Source organism: Gymnodinialimonas sp. JB5-7 (assembly GCF_055693405.1).
In genome coordinates, this window is record NZ_JBVFUX010000012.1 from 1,589,793 (window position 1) to 1,610,120 (window position 20,328).

Genomic DNA, 20,328 nt, shown 5'->3' on the forward strand with positions numbered 1-20,328 from the left:
GCGGCCAAACCAGTCCAATCATCCAAAGGAAATCCAGATGGGCCTTTCCATCCAGGGCAAAACCGCCATCATCACCGGCGCCGCGAACGGGGTCGGCCTCGCGATTGCGCGTCACTTCATTGATCGCGGTGCAAATGTCATGTTTGCTGATCGCGACAAAGAGCGATTGAAAGATGAATGCGGTGAAATCGAAGGCGCGGATGAGAATATCCGGTATTTTGCAGGCGATCTGCGCGAACGACTGACGGTTGAGAACCTGATATCGGCCACGATTGATGCCTATGACCGTGTTGATGTTTTGGTGAATGCCAGCCGACAGATCCTGACCACCGATCCGCTCGACCCGACGGATATATCCGTCGAGACGATGCTTGAGCAAAACACCTTCGCCGCGCTCCGGTTGAGCCAAGCCGTCGCCAAAAGGATGATTGCGCAAGCTGAGAGTGATGAACAAGACGAGGGTCCGGTTGGGTCCATCATCAATGTCTCATCCATTGCGGCGCGCCGAACACACCCTGATTTGATGGGGTATTCCATTGCCACTGCGGCGCTCGATCAGGTTACTCGCAGCCTAGCAGTCGCCTATGCTCCACATCGGATCCGCGTAAATGGGGTGGCGTTCGGTTCGGTGATGTCTGCAAGCCTGCAAGACAGTTTGAACCACACCGATGGGCTGCGGCAGGAAATCCGCGAGTGCACGCCGTTGGGTCGCATCGCATCAGCACGTGAAGTCACATCAGCCGTGCAATTTCTGGCCTCCGACGGGGCCGGTTTTGTGACGGGTGAGACGATTACCATCGATGGTGGGCGAACGTTGCTGGATAATGTCACTAAAGCCGCCCCAGGCGCACGTCGGAGAAGAATTGAGCGCTATCTGCACGACGTCACTGGTAAACGGTTTGGAAAGCGAATGCTGTAAAGTACTACTGGCTACCCTGCCATCCATTCACAAACATCTTCGGTCATCTCGATTCCCTGAACCCAGCCATGGGCCCGCTCTTCGCTGTCGGGTCTATAGACCCCAATATATTCCCAGCCACCCGGCATCTGCCGGTGTGCAAATCCGAAGCTGTCACCCTGGGCGCAGGTAGCCAATGACCGTTGTGGTGTTCGACATGCCAGAATGCAGCTCCCTAACTGGGCCCGTATACCCTCCGCATCCGTGCTCGCTGTCTGCGCGGATCGGAATGGTCCAAAGTTCGCCAAGATCAATCCGCCAGCGTTCCACGATCGGATCGAGCCGCGTCGCTGATGTGTCCACCGCGCAGCCGCTTTGTTCTTCAAGGTCCAGGTATTCCGCGACAATGTGCTGATCCAGTGGCGTCATAGGCCGCTCGCCGGGTGTGCAGTTTGAATTGTCGAAGATCGCCCGACCCAACGGTGTGCTGAAGCAGTGGCCTGCACGGTCCATGACCGTATTCCGCCCAAGCCAGAGTTCCTGGCACCAAGCTCCCCCTCAGCGTGGGCGGGTGCCGCCAAAAAGACTGATACTGCCGTGCTAGCCAATAAAACTGCAGACTTGCCGTGATCCTTGCGCCGTTTGTTCATCGCCGTCCCCAAAAACACAAAAAGCCCCGCGAGGCAGAAGCATCGCGGGGCCGCACAAAGGGTTCAAGCGGCGGATACGCTTACTTGTCGTCTTCGTCCTCATCATCATCGCTGCTATCGGGCAGATTGAAGAAACTGTCCGCATCAGGCGTTTCCTCAACCTCGGGCTTTTCATCTTCGCCACTGCCAAGCGTAAAGGTCTCAAGCCCGGCAATCGAGGATGGGACCGCGGGTTCCGGATCCATCAACAAGGAAGTCTCTGTCGACACCAGCTTGCGACGTTCGTCGTCGGTCATGGCGGTGCCTTCGGCGGCTTTTTTGGCATTGGCTTTCTGTACCGCTGCATCCAATTCGGACTGCTTGCACAAGCCAAGCGCCACTGGATCGATGGGTTGGATATTGTTGATGTTCCAATGCGTCCGCTCACGGATTGCCTGGATCGTGGGCTTCGTAGTGCCGACCAGCTTGGAAATCTGGCCGTCGGTCAACTCGGGGTGAAACTTCACAAGCCAAAGGATCGAGGCAGGGCGGTCTTGCCGCTTGGAAAGCGGCGTATAGCGCGGCCCGCGGCGTTTTTCTTCACCAACGGCAGCCGCGTTGAACTTCAACTTCAGTTTGTGCGAGGCGTCTTTTTCGGCCGCATCAATCTCTTCTTGTGTCAGCTGGTTATTCACGATCGGGTCGAAGCCCTTCACGCCGACAGCCACATCGCCGTCCGCGATGCCTTGCACTTCCAATTCGTGCAGGCCGCAAAAATCACCGATCTGTTTGAAGCTCAGTGTCGTGTTGTCGACCAACCAGACGGCGGTGGCTTTCGCCATGATAGGTTTGTTCATTTCTGGCCTCCAAGGCTCACGTCAAATGCGAGGAAAGACCGGTGGAGCCGGGAGCGAGGGCGGGGCCTTCGCGGTTCCTCGATTTCAGGGAAATCGCAGGCTATATAGGCGCGAACGACGGACGAGGGAACCCCCATTGGAAGAAGGAACCACATGAAACGACTGATTGCCGCGCTGATCTGCGCCGCCGGCATGGCGCACGCCGATGGAGAGCCTGCGGGCGAGTTCGACTATTACGTCATGGCGCTGAGCTGGACGCCCACCTGGTGCGCGATCGAAGGCGATGATCGCGACAGCCCGCAATGTGATGCGGGGCAGGGATATGGCTTCACCCTGCACGGTCTGTGGCCGCAGTACGAGCAGGGCTGGCCAAGTTATTGCCCTTCAGTGATGCGTAATCCGTCCCGCGGAATGACCGGCGAAATGGTCGATATTATGGGGTCCAGCGGCCTGGCCTGGCATCAGTGGAATAAGCACGGAGTCTGCACCGGGCTGGAAGCGGACGACTATTTCACCTTGAGCCGGGTTGCTTATGAAAGCGTCACGCGTCCGGACCTTCTGCGCCGCCTTGACCAGGAGGTACGCTTGCCTGCCGCCGTGATCGAAGAGGCTTTCCTTGAGGCCAACCCTCAATTGGAGGCTGACATGCTGACCGTGACATGCCGCGCAAACCGCATTCAGGAAGTCAGGATTTGCCTGACACGGGAACTTGAGCCGCGCACTTGCGGTGCCGATGTGATCCGCGATTGCAGTTCTCCGGACGCCCTCTTTTCGCCCATGCGATAGGCTAAACGGAAAGCCGAGGCAAGACGCCCACTGGCCCGCAAGGCCGCGCCTCGGCTTGCCAGGAGAAAGCACCCGCCCATCGGAGAAGCTGGCCATGGCTTGAGCCCCGATTTGCGGGCGGGAGCGATCGCTCCTTCATCGTGGCAAAAACTCCCGCCGTAGGCCGCGCATCTTTACTGTTGAGTCAGAGACCAAAGGCGAGGCGGGTCATTCGTCACGCGCGTCCATCAAGTCTGAAATGCAGTGCAGCTGATTGGATCGGTGAGAGTTAAACAGATTTCCGTGCACGCAACGCGGCAGAAATTGTCCCATCATCCAGATAGTCCAACTCGCCCCCGATTGGCACGCCTTGCGCCAGCGAGGTCAGGCTCACGCCTATGCCAGCCAATTCGTCCGCGATGTAATGAGCTGTGGTCTGTCCATCAACGGTGGCGTTCAGGGCGAGGATCACTTCGGTGATCCCTTCGTCGCCCATCCGCTCTTTCAGGCGTGGGATACGGAGATCGTCTGGGCCAACGTCGTCCAGCGCAGACAGGGTCCCACCAAGAACGTGGTAGCGCCCCTTAAAGGACCCACCCCGCTCCATGGCCCAAAGATCGGCTACATCTTCAACCACGCAAAGCTCACCAGTGGCGCGCCGCTGATCCGAGCATATGGCGCACAGATCGTTTGTTCCGATATTCCCGCAATTCACGCATTCCCGCGCTGTCTCAGCCACGCGCGCCATGGATTCCGCCAAAGGCCGCATCAGTGCGCCGCGCTTTTTGATCAGCGTCAGCACCGCGCGCCGGGCCGAACGTGGCCCGAGACCCGGCAGGCGCGCAAGAATGCTGATCAGCTCATCGATGTCCTTGGGGGTATCGGGCAACGGACTAGAACGGCATCTTCACGCCAGCGGGCAAACCCATTTCTTCGGTCAGGCGGCCCATTTCTTCGTTGTGTTTGTCCTGCGCTTTGGATTGCGCATCCTTGATCGCGGCCAGGATGAGATCTTCGACGACTTCCTTGTCGTCTTCATTGAAAATCGACGGATCAATATCTAGTGCCGTCAGCTCGCCCTTCGCAGTCGCTGTGGCTTTCACAAGCCCGGCGCCGCTTTCCCCCTGCACCGTCATCGAGGCCAGATCTTCCTGCATCTGGGCCATCTTACCCTGCAATTCCTGTGCCTGTTTCATCATCTTGGCCATGTCGCCAAGACCGCCCAAACCCTTCATCATCGCGATGCTCTCCTGCTGGAATGTCGTTGATCCACAGATACGGGCGATGCGGCGTCGCGGCAAGGCGCGCTATCGCAGCGCCTTGGCATAGTGATGCCGGAGCGGCGAAAGGCCGGACGCCTCGAACATGCGTTGCGCCTCGGAATTGGCGGCCCAGGTATCCAGTGTAAGCCGAGCACAATCCCGCGGAGCGCGCGATCGCCTCCGCCGCCGACAGGAGAGCGGATCCAATCCCCTCGCGTTGTCGGTTCGGTAGAACCGCAATGTGCTCGACATGCATCTCAGGGAGTTTCCATCCGTAGGGTGTTTCTTTGCCGGCGTGGCGTCGCGCGAAAACGTACCCTGAAAGGTCCTCGCAGATCAGGACATGGCAGGTCTCGTCTCCGATTTGTTCAGCAAAGAAGCGACGCATCAACGCTGGGTCAGGATCGGTTCTAAACACGTCCGGGTAGTGGTCGGCGTGCCATTGCTGCACCACAGAATTCAGCCTCAAGAGAGCGTCCAGATCATCGAGTGTCGCCGCTCGGATCACTCGTCCTCGAACGGGTCCCAATCCTCGGCCTCCTCAAGCGCTTCAACGGCGGCCTCTGCCTCGATCTCCGCATGGGACCGGATTTCAGCGATTTTCGCATTCGGGAACCGCGACAGGACTGCTTGCATCAACGGATGTGCCGTCACCTCGGCCTCAAGCTCATGGCGCTTGGCCTGCTCTTGTTCTTCAATTGTCGGACCGCCGCCTTCAGCGGCTACTGTAATTCCCCAGCGTGCGCCCGTGGCGGTCTGCAAAAGCCGCCCGAGCCGCGGGATGAGATCTCGCGGTGCGCTCTGCGTCGTTTCCACCTCGATCCGCCCAGGCGCATATGACACGAGCCGCAGGCCTGATTTCAATTCGATCAGAAGCTTGATGTCGCGGGCTTGTTCGACCAGCGCAACGACGCTCTCGAATGTTGGATAAACGCTCAGGTCCGGACCCACCTGCGGCGCCAGCGCCGCCTGTGGCCCACCCCCGCCAACGGGCGCGCTGCCTGTCGACCGGGCTTGTGGTCCTGGGCCAAGCGCTGGCCCACTTCCGCCGCCGCCACTGGCGGGAGCACCACCCGATGGCGGCGTCATCTGCCCCAGCTTCTTGACCAGATCACCGGGCGTCGGAAGCTCAGCAACATGGGTCAGGCGGATCACCGCCATTTCGGCCGCCATCATCGCATTGGGCGCAATGGCGACTTCTTCCAGCGCTTTCAGCAGCATCTGCCACATGCGTGTCAGTACCCGCATGGGCAGCTTTTCCGCCAGCGCCAGCCCGCGCGTGCGCTCATCGGGGGATACGGTCGGGTCTTCCGCCGCCTCTGCCGTGATCGAAATCACGGAAAGCCAATGGGTGATCTCAGCCAGGTCGCGCAGAACGGCAACCGGATCGGCGCCGTCGGCATATTGCGCGCCCAATTCGTCCAGCGCCTTGGCCGCGTCACCCGCCATGATCGCCTCGAACAGATCCATCACGCGACCGCGGTCCGCAAGGCCCAACATCGCGCGAACCTGATCGGCAGTCGTCTCGCCCGCACCATGGGCAATCGCCTGGTCCAGAAGGCTCATCGCATCGCGGACCGAGCCTTCGGCAGCGCGCGTGATCAGGGCAAGTGCGTCTTCGGCAATCTCTGCGCTTTCCAGCCCGGCTACCTTTTGCAGATGCGCAATCATCACTTCGGGCTCAATCCGACGCAGGTCGAACCGCTGGCACCGCGACAAGACCGTGACTGGGACCTTTCGGATCTCCGTCGTCGCGAACAGGAATTTTACGTGCGCAGGCGGTTCCTCAAGCGTTTTCAGCAGCGCGTTGAACGCGCTTGTCGACAGCATATGCACTTCGTCGATGATGAAGATCTTGTAACGCGCAGTCGCAGCGCGGTAGCTGACCGTCTCGATAATCGCATCACGGATATTCTGTACGCCAGTGTTCGACGCGGCGTCCATCTCCATCACGTCCACATGCCGACCTTCGGCAATGCCCACGCAATTCTCGCAGACGCCACACGGGTCCGTCGTTGGGCCGCCATTGCCATCCGGCCCAATACAATTCAGCCCTTTGGCGATGATCCGCGCCGTGGTCGTCTTGCCCGTGCCGCGGATGCCGGTCAGCATGAAAGCCTGCGCTATCCGGTCTGCCTCGAATGCGTTCTTCAGCGTGCGCACCATCGCTTCCTGCCCGATCAGATCGGCAAAGGTGGCAGGCCGGTATTTCCGGGCGAGGACCTGATAGGTGGGCTTTTCGTCAGTGCTCATGGGGACTCATATCATCGGGTCGCGGCACAAGCTAAGCCGCCCCGCCCGCAGCGTCCACCTGATTGCGCGGCGCGCCCGAATGCGCTTCACTGAGGCGAGACACCAAACGGAGGATGCCATGTCGTGCTGCGGAAAATGTGAGGATCGTGAAGAAATGGTTCGCGATGCCAGCGCCTGGATGAACAACCTCAAGAAAGGAGAACGTCGGTCTGTCACCCTGACATTTGAAGATAACTACGTCGCCAACGGCAAGTTCGTGGCACTCCATGACGGCTATTTCACCTTCCATAATGAGAACAATTATGGCCCCGGCGCACCCAACAGCAGCGACACGGCGTGGCGTCGCGAAGATCACCCATACTGCATGGTGAAGCGCATTCAGCGCGATTATTTCGGGGAATACAAAGGTTATGGCGAATAGGACTCTGGACCAGCTTCGACTAGAGCGACCACAAAATCGCACCCGTCAGAACGGTGGCCGTTGTCAGGATCACCGCGAGCGAGGTGTAGGCACGGGAAGGCTGCGCCTCGGCGTCAGTCTCTTTAAGGCGATGGAACGTCTTCAAGGCCTGCCGCCGCGCTGACCAGAAAATGAAGATTGCCGCCGTCAGAAAGACGGTGGCGACCAGTTTCGCGGCCCAGGTTGGCTCGAACGCCCCGAAAACGGCCTTCAGGCCAATGGCCACCCCGACAGATGCCATGCCCGTCCCCATCCATGATGAAAACGTGCGTTCATTGGCCAGGATCGTCCGGTCCTCCGCCCAATCGGTGCGTTGCTGCGCCAGGTCATCTTTTTCTGTCATGTGTCGCAGGTTAGGGCACTGCGCCGCGCGGGTCGACCGTCACGCGGCTTTGACGGGCGCGGAAAAAGACGGGTGGCTCTGGGGTTCACCGGGTCCAAGCAAAGCGGTCGCTTCAAACGATCGCAGGATTCTGCGCGCTGGCGGCCCGATCTTGATATCTTCCTCAAGGGCCTCGGGGAACAAGGCCCGGATCTCGGATAAAGCGCCGTCATCCAGCGTGTTCAGCGCTTCCGGGCCTGGGTATAGGCTTTCACAGGCCAGACCGTTGGCAACCACGATTTCGTGCTGATCAAAGAGCAGATGGTTATATCCAACCCCGCCTCGGATCGGCGCAGATGCAAGCGCGCCTTGTTCCGATAGAAATCGCGCAGCCACCAGCACCTCGGCTTCGCCAAACAGCATTTCGGCCTTCCAATCCGTCAGCATGACCCGGTGGTTTGGCGACAGGACCATATCCGTATGCGGCAGTATTTTGGCCGAAGGTGTGTGCACCAACCAGAAGCGGCCGAAAGTCTGGGGATTTCCGCAATTCCTCTGCCGAAAGCGCGCGGCGCCCGACCCATCGTAGAGGCTGGGGTCCGTTGTCTCGCGTCATAACCATATCACCCGGTCGCAGGTCTTCGACCTTCACCGGACCATGCGGCGTGTCGATAAGAGTTCCATCCCCGAAACAGATGATCTGGATTGGCTGAAACGGATCGGTGAAGTCTTTTTCGCCACCGTCCAGCGCTCGGATAAAGCCGGTATAGGTGTTCCCGTCTGACCCAATGTAGCTGAACAGAAATTCATCGTTGCGATCGGGGTTCACCATGAAACCGAACCCGCCGATGAACCCAATTGAGTCGCTTGGGTCGTACTGCAGGATATCGATGCGCAATCCGTCCTGCGCAAAGGTGCTTAGATCGACGGTTACGCTATCGGCATGAGTATCGTCGATAAACCTGATCTTGAAGAAATCGACTGAACTGTCCTCAGCCGTAATGGTTACGTCACCGCCGCCGGTGATGTTGAGATTGACGAAATCGTTGTCGCCTACGGCGACCGATCCATCGGATGTGACGTTAATTTGCGCCACCCGATCCGTACTCCTGCCTCGACCCGCGCGATTGTTGTTTTGGTGCGCTGGGTGCCGAACCGTATCGCAAATTAATTGAATTCGGTGAGAATTGGCGACGTTCTCCGGGATCGCACCTCGCGCTGTGGCGCTCGCGACACAAGCCGCAGCGGACCCAAAGGGCACGAGCGCACCTGTGTACAGGTGCTTTCACTTGCAAACGTTCCGCTCCCGCGTTAACCCATGGGAGGCTGACAGGGCAGCCCCCAGATCCGCGGAAAGCCGGAAACAGCACCCTCTAGAGCACGCGACAGACACATATTCGGTGTCTCTCAAGCCCTCCCGAGCGGATCGTTGGGCAGATACGAGGGAACCCGATGATACGAAATATCGACCAGCTTCGCCGTGATGCCACGGCTCTCAAGAAGGCGTACCTTGGCAATGACAAGGGCGCTTTTTTGCGTATTGAGGCCCACCGTCCGCGCTCCGGCGACAAGGAGCTTAAGCATGCGGATTTTCTACATGTCGTGGCGCGTGAGCAGGGATTTGCCTCTTGGCCACATCTGAAACTGGCGGCAGAGACCTTTGGTATGGACCGCGCCGCGCGGCAGCAGCGACTAGGGATTGCGTTGGCAAATGGTCAGGAATTCGTCGTGCGGCAATTGCTGACCGACGATCCTGATCTGCCCAAAGGGAATATCGGCCTCGCTTGTCGGCTTTATCTTCGTGATGAGGTTGCGGAGATGCTCGCCGCTGACCCGTCTCTCGCAGCGAAGCCAGCCCCGCTCAATCCCCCATTGCTCATGATGGCACAATCCAAGGCACTCCACATGTTCCCCGAACGCGAGGGTGCCATGCTCGAAATCGCCGACCTCCTGCGTGCGAATGGGGCGGATCCAAACTACGGTGCGCCTTATGAAGGCGACGTGGCGCACAAACTCTCCACGCTCTATTTCGCCATTGGGCATGCGGACAACATGGCGCTCGGCGAATGGCTTCTCGACAACGGGGCAAACCCAAATGACGGTGAGTCCCTCTACCACGCCACGGAACTAGGCCATCATGGCGGTTTGCGCTTGCTGTTGGCACATGGGGCTGACCCAAAGGGAACCAACGCGTTGCTGCGCGCAATGGATTTCCACGATGTGGAAGCGGTCCGACTTCTTCTTGAGGCAGGTGCGAAACCAGATGACTTCAACGATGCAGAGGTTGGTGGTGAGCAGCCTTGGGTGATTCCCGCACTTCACCAAGCCGCACGCAGAATGAGCCCGCCTGCAATGGTTTCGCTTCTGCTTGACCATGGGGCCGACGCGCAACGCGAATACGACGGCATGACCCCTTACGCCTATGCACGGGTTTTCGGGAACGCGCCTCTTGCTAAGCTTCTTGAAGAACGCGGGCACAAGACGCCCCTGAAGCCCTATGAAGCGCTCTTGGCACGCGTCGCAGACGGCGAGACTAAAGCGGGTGAATACATCGACCCCGCAGCCTTGCCCGAAACATGCCGGTTGATCATTCGGCATATCCTGCATCTGCCGGGCAAACTGCCCCATGTGCAACGGCTTGTAGCTATAGGGATCGAGACGGATCGCCCGGATGCAGAGGGGCTCACACCGCTTCAAATGGCAGGGTGGGAAGGGTTGCCGGACGTCATGGAGTACCTTCTGCGCCAGAAACCGGATCTCGGCCATATTAACGGATACGGCGGCACGCTGTTTTCGACCATTCTGCACGGGGCAGAAAACAATCCGTCACGCGATGGCCGGGACTACATCGCGTGTCTCCGCCTTGCGTTAGAGGAAGGCGTCGCAATCCCGCGGGCCGCCCCCGAACGGGTTGGCGACCCAGAGATCGCGGCCTTCCTGAAGGACTGGTCCGAAACGCATCCCGGCCAGGTGGTAGAGGGCGGGCCAGTCTAGTCCCTAGCGTTTCCCCCGCTTCCCGCGCTGTTCGGCCATCACCGTTTTCACCATGCGGTGAAAGCTCTTCTCGCGGGCACGGCGTTCATGTGGGGCCTCTTGATTGATCTCCTCTTCGCGGACCAGTTTGCCGAAACGGCGTAACCGGTCCGCGTCGAGATCACCTGCCGCAATGGCGGCCTGAACGGCGCACCCCGGCTCTGCCTCGTGCTGACAGTCGCGGAACCTGCATTGCTCGGCCAGTGCCTCAATGTCAGAAAAGACCGCGCCGATCCCTTCGGCTGCATCGTTCAGACGCAAGGCGCGCATGCCGGGCGTGTCGATCAGCCAGCCGCCAAAGATCGTCTGCGAAAGCCCGCGTGCCGTCGTTGTATGCCGTCCCTTGGCATCATCCTCGCGGATGCCTGCTGTGGCCTCGCTTTCCCCAGTCAACGCATTGGCGAGCGTCGTCTTGCCGACTCCGGACGATCCGAGCAGCGCCAGCGTCTGCCCGTTCTTGGCCCATGGCTTTAGCAGCTCTGCCGCATCCTCCGCCTTCGCGTTAAGCGACAGGGCCGTGGCGAGCGGCGAAAGTGCCTCGGCCTTTCGTTCATAGTCTCGAGCGTCCTCGGTCAGATCTGCCTTCGTCAGCACGATCAACGGCAAACAGCCTGCCGTGGCCGCAAGCGCCAGATATCGCTCCAGCCGCGCCACATTGAAATCCGCATTGCACGAGGTCACGATTGCCAGCGTATCGACATTGGCGGCGATCAACTGTGTCTCAAGGCCTGATCCCGCAGCGCGGCGGCTGAGAAGCGTATCCCGATCCAACAGGCGTATGATCTGGCCCGTCTCCGGATCGACAAGTATCCAATCGCCGGTCGCGTAATCTCCGGTGTTTTTGTCGCCAGGTGTGACGAGGCTCAGCGGTCCGTTGGCGGACAACGCGGTCAGCCTGCTGCGCGAGACGCGGTTGACTCGAGCGGGCATGAGCCCCGCGTCAGAATCGCTCAATTGGGCTGTATGGCGCTGGCTCCAGCCAAGCGCTGCAAGTGTGGGGTTCGTCATTGTGAAAAGTCCCGAAATGTCATGACAAAGGACGCAGCTTGAGGCTGCGTAGTCAAATCATCGGGCGCGGTCTGAACGTCAGACGCGGGCCCGGAGGGGGATGCAATTGGCATGCGGCCTCCGGCGTTTTCGTTAGGGCCCTGTGCACAGCGTTTTACCCACGCTCCTGGGCTGACGCGTACCGCTGCGCGGCACGCCCTTGCGCACCTTGCTTTTCAAGAACCGCAAGTGGGTGAGAGGCTGGACAACGACCCAAGCAGGAATCGTTATGGCTGCTTCCTTCCGGACCTGACCAGGTTGGCGAAGTGCTTGCCCGCGCCAACCTCTCACCCGTGCAGATAGTCGCCTTCCGACCGAGATCGCAAGATCGAGCGACGCCCGCAATTTGACCTTCCCGACGCCCCGTGCAACCTTGTGCGACCGCAAGCCAGTGTGATCCCGATTGAGGTGATATGTCTCAAAGCGACCCAGATCCCAAGCGACCCCAGACCATGCGGCCTGTCCTGACAGATTTTGACAAATACCTGATCGGGGAAGGGACCCACAAACAGCTCTGGCGCGTATTGGGGGCTCAGGTCAGCACGGAATTAGACATGCCGGGTACGCGTTTTGCGGTTTGGGCACCCAATGCGCAGCGTGTCAGCGTTGTTGGAGATTTCAACGGCTGGGATGGGACGGAACACCCCATGCAACCAGCGGGCGAGACCGGCGTGTGGGAGGTCTTTGTTCCGAACGTGACCGACGGCGCACTCTACAAATACGAGCTGGTTGGGGCTGACGGCGCAACGCAACACAAGGCTGACCCCGTTGGTTTTGGCGCGCAGCACCCGCCCGAACAAGCCTCCGTAGTCCGCGACATTTCGGGGTATGGATGGCACGACGATAAATGGATGAAATCCCGCGCCTCGGCCCATGATCGCGCAAGCCCGATTTCCATCTACGAGGTTCATCTGGGCTCTTGGCGGCGGCGCTACGATGATGGCGGTCGCCCACTCAGCTACCGCGAACTGGCCCGCGACCTGATCGACTATGTCGCCTACATGGGCTTTACGCATATCGAGCTTTTGCCCGTCTCCGAATATCCGTTCGACGGCTCCTGGGGGTATCAGCCGGTAGGTCTCTACGCGCCAACGATCCGCTTCGGTCCGCCGCATGAATTCCGGGATCTTGTCGACGCGGCCCATGCCAAGGGCATCGGCGTTCTGCTCGATTGGGTGCCCGGCCACTTCCCGACAGATGCCCACGGTCTGGCACACTTCGATGGCACGGCGCTCTATGAGCACGCCGATCCGAAGGAAGGATTCCACCAGGATTGGAATACACTGATATATAATTACGGTCGGACCGAGGTGCGCAATTACCTCAGCGCCAATGCGCTCTACTGGCTGGAAGAATACCACCTCGACGGCCTGCGCGTGGATGCCGTGGCTTCGATGCTTTATCGCGACTATTCGCGGGCCGAGGGCGAATGGATTCCCAACAAGGATGGCGGGCGCGAAAACTATGAAGCCATCGCCTTCCTGCAGGAAATGAACATCGCAGTTTATGGCGCGGACCCATCGATCATGACGGTGGCCGAAGAAAGCACTTCCTTTCCTGGCGTGTCACAGCCCGTCCACAATGGGGGCCTTGGTTTTGGCTACAAGTGGAACATGGGCTGGATGAACGACACTCTGCGCTACATGGAAAAAGACCCGATATACCGCAGTCACGATCATCACCTGATGACCTTTCCCATCGATTGGGCTTTTTCCGAGAACTTCATCCTGCCGATCAGCCATGATGAGGTGGTGCACGGCAAAGGCTCGATGCTGGCGAAAATGCCCGGTAACGAGTGGGAGAAATTTGCCAACCTACGCGCCTACTACGCCTATATGTGGACCATGCCAGGCAAGAAGCTCTTGTTCATGGGATGCGAATTCGCGCAGCCCGAGGAATGGAACCACGATACAGAGCTGAACTGGGGTGCGGCTGAACAGCCAGCGCACAACGGCGTCCGTCAAATGGTGCGGGATCTCAATTTACTTTACCGCGAAACGCCGGCCCTTCACGCAAAAGATTGCGAGGCAAGCGGCTTTGCCTGGATCAGCAACGACCCGTCGCAATCAACGCTAGCCTATGCGCGCTACGGTGGGCTAAACGACGCGCCGGTTATGGTCATATGCAACTTTACACCGGTTGAGCGGTTGGACTTCCGAGTTGGCGTTCCAAAGGAGGGCTTCTGGGAGGAAGCGTTTAACACCGATGCCAAGACATATGGCGGCGGGAACCGCGGCAATCTGGGCGGAGTGGCCGCAACAGCCACACCCCAAGACGGGCACGAGCACTCCGTGACTCTGACTTTGCCGCCGCTGTCAGTGATTGTGCTGGCGCAGCGGGATGAGAAAAACACAAAGGGGAGGTTTAATCACATGGCACTTACTCAACGCCTGACCCAGCGCTCGATGGTCTTCGTGCTTGCCGGGGGCCGAGGCTCGCCGCCTGAAAGAACTGACCGACCGGCGCGTGAAACCCGCCGTGCCCTTCGGCGGCAAAGCGCGGATCATCGATTTCGCTTTGTCGAACGCAATGAATTCCGGCATCCGCAAGATGGCCGTCGCCACGCAATACAAAGCGCATTCGCTAATCCGCCATGTGCAGCGCGGCTGGAACTTTCTGGGCGCCGAACGCAATGAATTCATCGATGTCCTGCCCGCGTCCCAGCGGGGTGATACGGAAAGCTGGTACAAAGGCACCGCCGATGCCGTGACGCAGAATATCGACATCGTCGATAGCTACGGCGTCGACTATGTCGTGATCCTGGCGGGCGACCATATCTACAAGATGGACTACGAGATCATGCTGCGCCAGCATGTGGAAAACAAAGCCGATGTGACTGTCGGGTGCCTGACCGTCCCGCGGATGGAGGCGACTGCCTTCGGCGTCATGGCCACCGACAAAAGCGGCCAGATCACCAGCTTCCTCGAAAAGCCAGCCGACCCGCCCGGAACGCCAGATGATCCAGAAAAGGCGCTCGCCTCCATGGGCATCTACGTCTTCAACTGGAATTTCTTGCGGGATCTGCTGATCCGCGACGCCGAAAATCCCGACAGTTCAAATGACTTCGGCAACGACCTGATCCCTGACATCGTGGCCAACGGCAAGGCTATGGCGCATCGCTTCGATGAAAGCTGCGTCCGCCCCGATGGTGCGCCAGCTTATTGGAAAGACGTTGGCACCGTCGATGCCTTCTGGCAGGCCCATATTGACCTCACGAACTTCACTCCTGAACTCGACCTCTGGGATCGTGATTGGCCGATATGGACGTACAACGAGGCCACGCCGCCCGCCAAGTTCATTCACGACGAACGCGACCGGCGTGGTATGGCGATTTCCTCTATGGTCTCAGGCGGTTGCATCATTTCGGGCACCGAAGTGCGCAATTCTGTGCTGTTCTCAAACGTTCACACGAATTCCTATGCCGTGCTCGACAATGCCGTCTTGCTGCCCGAAGTCGTCGTGCACCGCTCGGCCCGGCTCCGGCAGGTGGTGATCGACAAGGGTGTCGTCATCCCCGAGGGCCTTGTGGTCGGCGAAGATCCGACCGAAGACGCGGAATGGTTCCGTGTGACTGATCGCGGCACCACCCTGATCACGCAAGAGATGCTGAACAAACGAGCCGCCGCCTTATGACGCAAATCCTCTCGGTCGTCTCCGAATGTGCGCCCCTCATAAAGACGGGCGGGCTGGCGGATGTTGCAGGTGCGCTCCCCGGCGCGCTGGCCGAGCATGGCGATCACATGCGGGTGCTGTTGCCCGGCTACCGCGCCATCATGGGCAAGCTGGGCAAGACCAAGGTTGTTGACACCTACCGCGACCTTTTCGGCGGCAAAGCCCGATTGTTGGCTTGTACGGCCCATGACTTGGACCTGCTGATCGTCGATGCACCGCATCTCTTTGACCGCGATGGCGGGATCTACGGCGATGCAGGCGGGCAGGACTGGTCCGACAATCCTGAGCGCTTTGCCGCGCTTTGCTATGTCGCATCGCTGATCGCCAAGAATGGGGCAGGAGGCTGGACGCCCGACATCGTGCATGGCCACGATTGGCAAGCGGGCCTGACGCCCGAATACCTGCACGCGTCAAGGTGTGCAGACGCCTTTCGTCTTCACGATCCACAACATCGCCTTCCACGGAAATACGGGTGCAGATCGCCTGAACGCCCTGCGCCTCAATCCGGCCCGCTTCAACGCGGATCACTTCGAATTCTGGGGCCATATCTCTGCCCTCAAAGCTGCCATCGCCGGGGCCAACCGGATCACCACCGTCTCGCAATCCTATGCGCGCGAGTTGCTGACACCCGAATTCGGCATCGGCATGGACGGCATCCTGCGTGCCCGAAGCGCCGACCTGGCGGGCATCGTTAACGGCATCGACACGAAAGTCTGGAACCCCGAAGCCGACCCCAACATCACCCCTTACAAAGCGCCATCGGGCAAGGCCGCCAACAAACGTGCGGTGCAAAAGACCTTCGGCCTCGCCAAATGCAATGGCCCCCTATGCGTGCTCGTCTCCCGCCTGACCGAGCAAAAGGGCATTGACCTCCTCCTCGACGCGCTCCCTACGCTTCTCGACCAAGGCGGCCAACTGGCACTCCTGGGCTCTGGCGACCCGGCGCTCGAAGTCGCCCTTCTTGAAGCCGCCGACCGCCACCCCAACCTCGCCGTCAAAATTGGCTATGATGAACCACTTTCGCACGAGATGATTGCGGGCGGCGATGCGATCCTTGTGCCGTCCCGGTTCGAGCCCTGCGGCCTGACGCAACTCTACGGTTTGCGCTATGGCACACTGCCGCTTGTGGCGCTGACTGGCGGGCTGGCTGATACGGTGATCAACGCCTCCCCCGCTGCAAGCGCGGTTGGTGTTGCCACGGGCGTGCAATTCCACCCCATCACCGCGCAGGCCCTGTCGGACGCATTTGCTACTCTGTGTGCTCTTTATTCCGATCCGCGGACCTGGAAAAAGATGCAGCGCAACGCGATGAAGCAGCCCGTTGGATGGGACACATCTGCCGCTGCGTACCACGCGATCTACACTGATCTGACGTCATGAGCTTTAGCCACGGCGCCATCCAGCCCGGGCGTCCCGCGCCGCTTGGGGCTACGCCTGATGAGGGCGGCGTCAACTTTGCCATTTTCTCGCGCCATGCCTCACGGGTTGTTCTGTGCCTCTTCGATGACACCGGCGAAGAGATTGAGAATATCGCGCTGCCCGAACGCGAAGGCCATATCTGGCACGGCTACCTGCCGGGCCTGTTGCCAGGCCAGCAATATGGCTTCCGCCTCGATGGTCCGTACGCGCCCACACAAGGGCATCGCTTCAACCCCCACAAGCTTCTGATAGACCCTTACGCCAAGCGGCTTACCGGGCACCCGATCTGGAACGATGCGCTCTATGGCTACCGCCCCGGGCATGCCGACAAGGATCGTAGTTTCTCCAAGCTCGACAGCGCGCCCTACATGCCCCGCTGCGTCGTGGTGGATCCCGGTTTTGAGTGGGGCGATAGCGCCCGGCCTGCAACACCCATGGAAGACACGGTCATCTACGAGGCGCATGTCAAAGGCCTGACCGCCGGGCGAGGGGATGTTCCCAATGCAGGCACCTATTTGGCAATGGCCTCCGACCCGATCCTGGATCATTTGAACCGCCTTGGCGTCACTGCGATTGAACTTCTTCCCGTCCACGCCTTCCTCAATGACAGGTTCCTCGTGGACCGCGGCCTCAGCAATTATTGGGGCTACATGACCTACGGCTTTTTCGCGCCCGACGCGCGCTATATGGGCGGCGGCGATATTGCCGAGTTCCAGCAAATGGTCCGCCGCTTCCATGAAGCAGGTATCGAGGTCATCCTCGACGTTGTCTACAACCACACCGCCGAAGGCAGCCACCTGGGCCCGACGCTCACGTTCCGTGGCCTCGACAATGCCAGCTACTACCGGCTGGCCGACGATCCGCGTTACTACATAGATGATAGCGGCTGCGGGAATTCGCTGGATTTCGAAAACCCCTTTGTCATCCGCCTCGTAATGGACAGCCTGCGCTATTGGGTCGAAGTGATGGGCGTGGACGGTTTCCGGTTCGATCTGTGCTCTTCCCTCGGCCGCACGCGCCACGGCTTTGAACGCGACGGCCCATTCTTCCGCGCGATCGGGCAAGATCCTGTACTGAACCGTGTGAAGCTGATTGCCGAGCCTTGGGACATCGGCCCCGGTGGCTATCAGTTGGGCGCCTATCCCGCCCCCTTTGCCGAATGGAACGACAAGTTCCGCGACGACGCGCGCGCCTTCTGGCGCGGCGATGCGAGCAAGGTCGCGGCCATCGCTGCGCGCCTGTCAGGTTCGGCCGAGTTCTTCGACCACGATGGCCGGGCCGCCACGTCGTCGCTGAACTTCCTGACGGCACATGATGGCTTCACGCTGCACGATACGGTCAGCTATGCGGCCAAGCACAATGCGGCCAATGGCGAAGCAAACAACGACGGCCATTCCAACAATTACTCCGACAACCTCGGGGTGGAAGGCCCTTCAAACGACCCCGAAATCGTCGCGGCTCGGACCCGTCGGAAACGCAATATGATCGCTACGCTGATGCTCAGCCAAGGCACGCCGATGTTGCTGGCCGGGGATGAACTCAGCAACAGCCAGGCAGGCAACAACAACGCCTATTGTCAGGACAACGAGATTGGCTGGGTGAACTGGCCCGACGGTGACGACCCTTTCTTTACCTTCGTGGAGCAGGCCATTTCTTTTCGCCGTATGCACCCTCTTCTGCGCCAGAAGCGCTTTTTGCATTCGCGCAAACGCGTCGTGGATGGCGAGCCGGACCTATTCTGGCGCCGCGCCGATGGTACGGCCATGCAGCAAACCGATTGGGACAATCCCGACCTTGGTATCCTGGTGGCCGAAATGCGCATGGCCTCGGGCTCGCCCGAATATGTGCAACGCGAAGGCGCGCTGCTGGTCGTGCTCAATCGCGGTCCTGCAACCGACATCACGCCACCACCCGTGGCCCAAGGCCAATGGGTGCGACGCTTTGATACCAGCCAGGTTGATGCCATCGCCGTCACGGCAGGCTTCCACGTCGCCGACAACGCGGTTGTGGTATTCTCACATGAGACCGAGACGTAAGGGAGACACAAAATGCCCATGCAAACCGCACGCACCGAGCCGATCGAAGGTCAAAAACCCGGCACGTCTGGCCTGCGCAAGAAGACCAAGGTCTTCCAGCGTCCCCATTACCTTCAGAACTACGTGCAGTCGATTTTCGACGGCATTGGCGGGATCGAAGGCAAAACCCTTGTCGTCGGCGGGGACGGGCGTTTTTTCAATGATGACGCGATCCAGATCATACTGCGCATGGCCGCGGCCAATGGCGCGTCGCGCTGTATCGTCGGGCAAGGCGGGCTTTTGTCCACCCCGGCCGCTTCCAATCTAATCCGGCAGCACAACGCCGATGGTGGCCTGATCCTGTCGGCCAGCCACAATCCAGGCGGCCCGGACGCGGATTTTGGCCTCAAATATAACGGCCCCAATGGTGGCCCGGCGACTGAGGGCGTCACGCAGAAAATTCATGACCGCACCAAGACCATCGACGCCTACAAGATCACAGCATCAGGCGGCATCGACATCGACACGCTTGGAACGCGCACGCATCAGGGCATGCAGGTCGACATCGTTGACCCGGTCGCCGACTACGCAGCTTTGATGGAGCGGCTGTTCGATTTCGACAAGATTGCCGCCCTGTTCAAATCCGGCTTCACCATGCGGTTTGACGCCATGCATGCAGTAACCGGCCCCTATGCGACAGCGATCCTCGAAGACCGCCTTGGCGCGGCGCCGGGCACTGTGATCAATGGCACCCCAAGTCCCGATTTCGGCAAGGGTCACCCTGACCCGAACCCGATCTGGGCGAAGACCCTGATGGACGAGATGTATGGCCCGAGCGCCCCCGATTTTGGAGCGGCGTCTGACGGTGATGGCGATCGCAACATGATCGTGGGCAAAAGCGCCTACGTGACGCCCTCCGACAGCCTCGCGCTCTTGACAGCAAAAGCCCATCTTGCGCCCGCATATGCCAAGGGGCTTGCTGGCGTCGCCCGCTCCATGCCGACCTCTCGCGCTGTGGACAACGTGGCCAAAGCGCTTGGCATCGACTGCTATGAAACTCCGACCGGCTGGAAATTCTTCGGCAATCTGCTCGATGCTGGCAAAGTCACGCTTTGCGGCGAAGAAAGTGCTGGCACCGGCTCCGACCATGTGCGCGAGAAAGATGGCCTCTGGGCTGTGCTTCTCTGGCTCAACATCCTGGCCGTGACAGGCAAATCTGTGTCCGACCTGCTGGCCGAGATGTGGGCCGACCATGGCCGCTGTTACTATACCCGCCATGATTTCGAGGATGTGGACAGCGACAAAGCCAACGCCATGATTGATGCCTTGCGCGCGCGCCTAGCGGATCTACCCGGCACCCAGGCTGCTGGCCTCACAGTCGCGGCGGCAGACGAATTCGCCTACGACGATCCCGTCGATGGCTCCCGCTCGACCAGGCAGGGCCTGCGCCTGACTTTTACCAATGATGCACGCGCCGTCTTTCGCCTTTCGGGCACGGGCACCCAAGGGGCGACCATCCGTGTTTATCTGGAGCAGTTGGAAAGCGATCCCGCCCGACTTGGCCTCGATCCGGCGCTAGCACTTGCAGCTGTTGCATCCGCCGCACTCGAAATCTCCGATCTCAAAGCCATGACAGGCCGCGACGCGCCAGACGTTATCACTTGACCCCCTTTCGCCATGCCGCAATCTGTGTCAC

The 20,328-nt window shown here is 59.9% G+C and carries 18 protein-coding genes, 1 other RNA gene and 4 pseudogenes; 10 read left to right on the forward strand and 13 right to left on the reverse strand.

The features are described from left to right. Positions 1-37 precede the first annotated feature (37 nt). A complete protein-coding gene (locus ACZ1HK_RS16520) occupies positions 38-919 on the forward strand; it encodes an SDR family NAD(P)-dependent oxidoreductase (RefSeq protein ID WP_472629612.1) in 882 nt (293 codons plus the stop codon). Positions 920-930: 11 nt separating this feature from the next. Here the strand turns inward: ACZ1HK_RS16520 and ACZ1HK_RS16525 are convergent, their stop codons facing one another. From ACZ1HK_RS16525 to ACZ1HK_RS16540, 4 genes and pseudogenes are all read right to left on the reverse strand, one after another. After that, positions 931-1,095, reverse strand: a complete 165-nt coding sequence (locus ACZ1HK_RS16525) for a DUF4453 domain-containing protein (protein WP_472629613.1) — start codon at positions 1,093-1,095, stop codon at positions 931-933. Then, the gene (locus ACZ1HK_RS16530) at positions 1,073-1,261 is read right to left on the reverse strand and encodes a DUF4453 domain-containing protein (RefSeq protein WP_472630857.1); all 189 of its coding nucleotides are present in this window, start codon (positions 1,259-1,261) and stop codon (positions 1,073-1,075) included. Before ACZ1HK_RS16530 ends, ACZ1HK_RS16525 begins: the two co-directional genes overlap by 23 nt. A 36-nt stretch (positions 1,262-1,297) precedes the next feature. Next, positions 1,298-1,432 (reverse strand): annotated as a pseudogene (locus ACZ1HK_RS16535) (YARHG domain-containing protein); the annotation flags it as partial. A 196-nt stretch (positions 1,433-1,628) separates the two neighbouring features. After that, positions 1,629-2,384: a DUF1013 domain-containing protein gene (locus ACZ1HK_RS16540; RefSeq protein WP_472629614.1), complete on the reverse strand. Its 756-nt coding sequence runs from the start codon at positions 2,382-2,384 to the stop codon at positions 1,629-1,631. A 153-nt stretch (positions 2,385-2,537) separates the two neighbouring features. Between ACZ1HK_RS16540 and ACZ1HK_RS16545 the strand changes: the two genes are divergently transcribed. Next, positions 2,538-3,170 (forward strand): ribonuclease T2 family protein, encoded by a 633-nt coding sequence (locus ACZ1HK_RS16545; RefSeq protein ID WP_472629615.1) that lies wholly within the window; start codon positions 2,538-2,540, stop codon positions 3,168-3,170. A 268-nt stretch (positions 3,171-3,438) separates the two neighbouring features. On the opposite strand, the gene recR is transcribed toward ACZ1HK_RS16545, so the two are convergent. Genes recR through ACZ1HK_RS16565 form a run of 4 tightly spaced genes read right to left on the reverse strand, consistent with a single transcriptional unit; the run spans position 3,439 to position 6,664 of the window. Further along, on the reverse strand, positions 3,439-4,038 hold the full coding sequence (recR, locus tag ACZ1HK_RS16550; RefSeq protein WP_472629616.1) for a recombination mediator RecR: 600 nt from the start codon (positions 4,036-4,038) through the stop codon (positions 3,439-3,441). Positions 4,039-4,042: 4 nt separating this feature from the next. Beyond that, a complete protein-coding gene (locus ACZ1HK_RS16555) occupies positions 4,043-4,387 on the reverse strand; it encodes a YbaB/EbfC family nucleoid-associated protein (protein ID WP_472629617.1) in 345 nt (114 codons plus the stop codon). Continuing rightward, the gene (locus ACZ1HK_RS16560) at positions 4,317-4,919 is read right to left on the reverse strand and encodes a GNAT family N-acetyltransferase (protein ID WP_472629618.1); all 603 of its coding nucleotides are present in this window, start codon (positions 4,917-4,919) and stop codon (positions 4,317-4,319) included. The genes ACZ1HK_RS16555 and ACZ1HK_RS16560 overlap by 71 nt, the downstream gene beginning before the upstream one ends. Beyond that, positions 4,916-6,664 carry a DNA polymerase III subunit gamma/tau gene (locus ACZ1HK_RS16565; protein ID WP_472629619.1) on the reverse strand — a complete coding sequence of 583 codons (1,749 nt, stop codon included), beginning with the start codon at positions 6,662-6,664 and terminating at the stop codon, positions 4,916-4,918. The genes ACZ1HK_RS16560 and ACZ1HK_RS16565 overlap by 4 nt, the downstream gene beginning before the upstream one ends. A 79-nt stretch (positions 6,665-6,743) precedes the next feature. On the opposite strand from ACZ1HK_RS16565, the gene ACZ1HK_RS16570 reads away from it, so the two are divergent. After that, entirely contained in the window at positions 6,744-7,085 is a 342-nt protein-coding gene (locus ACZ1HK_RS16570) for a hypothetical protein (protein WP_472629620.1), read from the forward strand. Between the two features lie 19 nt (positions 7,086-7,104). Here the strand turns inward: ACZ1HK_RS16570 and ACZ1HK_RS16575 are convergent, their stop codons facing one another. Genes ACZ1HK_RS16575 through ACZ1HK_RS16585 form a run of 3 tightly spaced genes read right to left on the reverse strand, consistent with a single transcriptional unit; the run spans position 7,105 to position 8,542 of the window. After that, positions 7,105-7,467 (reverse strand): YidH family protein, encoded by a 363-nt coding sequence (locus tag ACZ1HK_RS16575; protein WP_472629621.1) that lies wholly within the window; start codon positions 7,465-7,467, stop codon positions 7,105-7,107. A gap of 39 nt (positions 7,468-7,506) precedes the next feature. Next, positions 7,507-7,890 (reverse strand): Hint domain-containing protein, encoded by a 384-nt coding sequence (locus tag ACZ1HK_RS16580; protein ID WP_472630859.1) that lies wholly within the window; start codon positions 7,888-7,890, stop codon positions 7,507-7,509. Further along, positions 7,772-8,542 (reverse strand): Hint domain-containing protein, encoded by a 771-nt coding sequence (locus tag ACZ1HK_RS16585; protein WP_472629622.1) that lies wholly within the window; start codon positions 8,540-8,542, stop codon positions 7,772-7,774. The genes ACZ1HK_RS16580 and ACZ1HK_RS16585 overlap by 119 nt, the downstream gene beginning before the upstream one ends. Positions 8,543-8,898: 356 nt before the next feature. Between ACZ1HK_RS16585 and ACZ1HK_RS16590 the strand changes: the two genes are divergently transcribed. Continuing rightward, the gene (locus ACZ1HK_RS16590; RefSeq protein ID WP_472629623.1) at positions 8,899-10,440 is read left to right on the forward strand and encodes an ankyrin repeat domain-containing protein; all 1,542 of its coding nucleotides are present in this window, start codon (positions 8,899-8,901) and stop codon (positions 10,438-10,440) included. Positions 10,441-10,443: 3 nt separating this feature from the next. Here the strand turns inward: ACZ1HK_RS16590 and rsgA are convergent, their stop codons facing one another. Both rsgA and ffs read right to left on the reverse strand, forming a co-directional pair. After that, complete coding sequence (gene rsgA / locus ACZ1HK_RS16595; RefSeq protein WP_472629624.1) at positions 10,444-11,487, reverse strand: ribosome small subunit-dependent GTPase A; 1,044 nt, start codon at positions 11,485-11,487, stop codon at positions 10,444-10,446. A gap of 231 nt (positions 11,488-11,718) precedes the next feature. Further along, an RNA gene (ffs, locus tag ACZ1HK_RS16600) (signal recognition particle sRNA small type) lies at positions 11,719-11,815 on the reverse strand. 124 nt (positions 11,816-11,939) lie between these two features. Here ffs and glgB point away from each other — a divergent pair. The 6 genes and pseudogenes from glgB to ACZ1HK_RS16630 all read left to right on the forward strand — a co-directional run. After that, positions 11,940-13,862: pseudogene (gene glgB / locus ACZ1HK_RS16605) on the forward strand (1,4-alpha-glucan branching protein GlgB); the annotation flags it as partial. 36 nt (positions 13,863-13,898) lie between these two features. Further along, positions 13,899-15,159: pseudogene (glgC, locus tag ACZ1HK_RS16610) on the forward strand (glucose-1-phosphate adenylyltransferase). Further along, positions 15,156-15,554, forward strand: a pseudogene (locus tag ACZ1HK_RS16615) (glycogen/starch synthase); the annotation flags it as partial. The pseudogenes glgC and ACZ1HK_RS16615, both read left to right, overlap by 4 nt. Positions 15,555-15,615: 61 nt before the next feature. Then, positions 15,616-16,578: a glycogen/starch synthase gene (locus tag ACZ1HK_RS16620; protein ID WP_472629625.1), complete on the forward strand. Its 963-nt coding sequence runs from the start codon at positions 15,616-15,618 to the stop codon at positions 16,576-16,578. Further along, positions 16,575-18,653 (forward strand): glycogen debranching protein GlgX, encoded by a 2,079-nt coding sequence (gene glgX, locus ACZ1HK_RS16625; protein WP_472629626.1) that lies wholly within the window; start codon positions 16,575-16,577, stop codon positions 18,651-18,653. The genes ACZ1HK_RS16620 and glgX overlap by 4 nt, the downstream gene beginning before the upstream one ends. Positions 18,654-18,665: 12 nt before the next feature. After that, positions 18,666-20,297, forward strand: coding sequence for an alpha-D-glucose phosphate-specific phosphoglucomutase (locus ACZ1HK_RS16630; RefSeq protein ID WP_472629627.1), 1,632 nt, complete (start codon positions 18,666-18,668; stop codon positions 20,295-20,297). Positions 20,298-20,328: the final 31 nt, after the last annotated feature.

Bases quoted from the DNA above. Each gene is read 5' to 3' on its own strand.
- ACZ1HK_RS16520 (WP_472629612.1), top strand. From the start codon at position 38: ATGGGCCTTTCCATCCAGGGCAAAACCGCCATCATCACCGGCGCCGCG.
- ACZ1HK_RS16540 (WP_472629614.1), bottom strand. From the start codon at position 2,384: ATGAACAAACCTATCATGGCGAAAGCCACCGCCGTCTGGTTGGTCGAC.
- ACZ1HK_RS16545 (WP_472629615.1), top strand. From the start codon at position 2,538: ATGAAACGACTGATTGCCGCGCTGATCTGCGCCGCCGGCATGGCGCAC.
- ACZ1HK_RS16555 (WP_472629617.1), bottom strand. From the start codon at position 4,387: ATGATGAAGGGTTTGGGCGGTCTTGGCGACATGGCCAAGATGATGAAA.
- ACZ1HK_RS16565 (WP_472629619.1), bottom strand. From the start codon at position 6,664: ATGAGCACTGACGAAAAGCCCACCTATCAGGTCCTCGCCCGGAAATAC.
- ACZ1HK_RS16570 (WP_472629620.1), top strand. From the start codon at position 6,744: ATGCGCTTCACTGAGGCGAGACACCAAACGGAGGATGCCATGTCGTGC.
- ACZ1HK_RS16575 (WP_472629621.1), bottom strand. From the start codon at position 7,467: ATGACAGAAAAAGATGACCTGGCGCAGCAACGCACCGATTGGGCGGAG.
- ACZ1HK_RS16590 (WP_472629623.1), top strand. From the start codon at position 8,899: ATGATACGAAATATCGACCAGCTTCGCCGTGATGCCACGGCTCTCAAG.
- rsgA (WP_472629624.1), bottom strand. From the start codon at position 11,487: ATGACGAACCCCACACTTGCAGCGCTTGGCTGGAGCCAGCGCCATACA.
- glgX (WP_472629626.1), top strand. From the start codon at position 16,575: ATGAGCTTTAGCCACGGCGCCATCCAGCCCGGGCGTCCCGCGCCGCTT.
- ACZ1HK_RS16630 (WP_472629627.1), top strand. From the start codon at position 18,666: ATGCCCATGCAAACCGCACGCACCGAGCCGATCGAAGGTCAAAAACCC.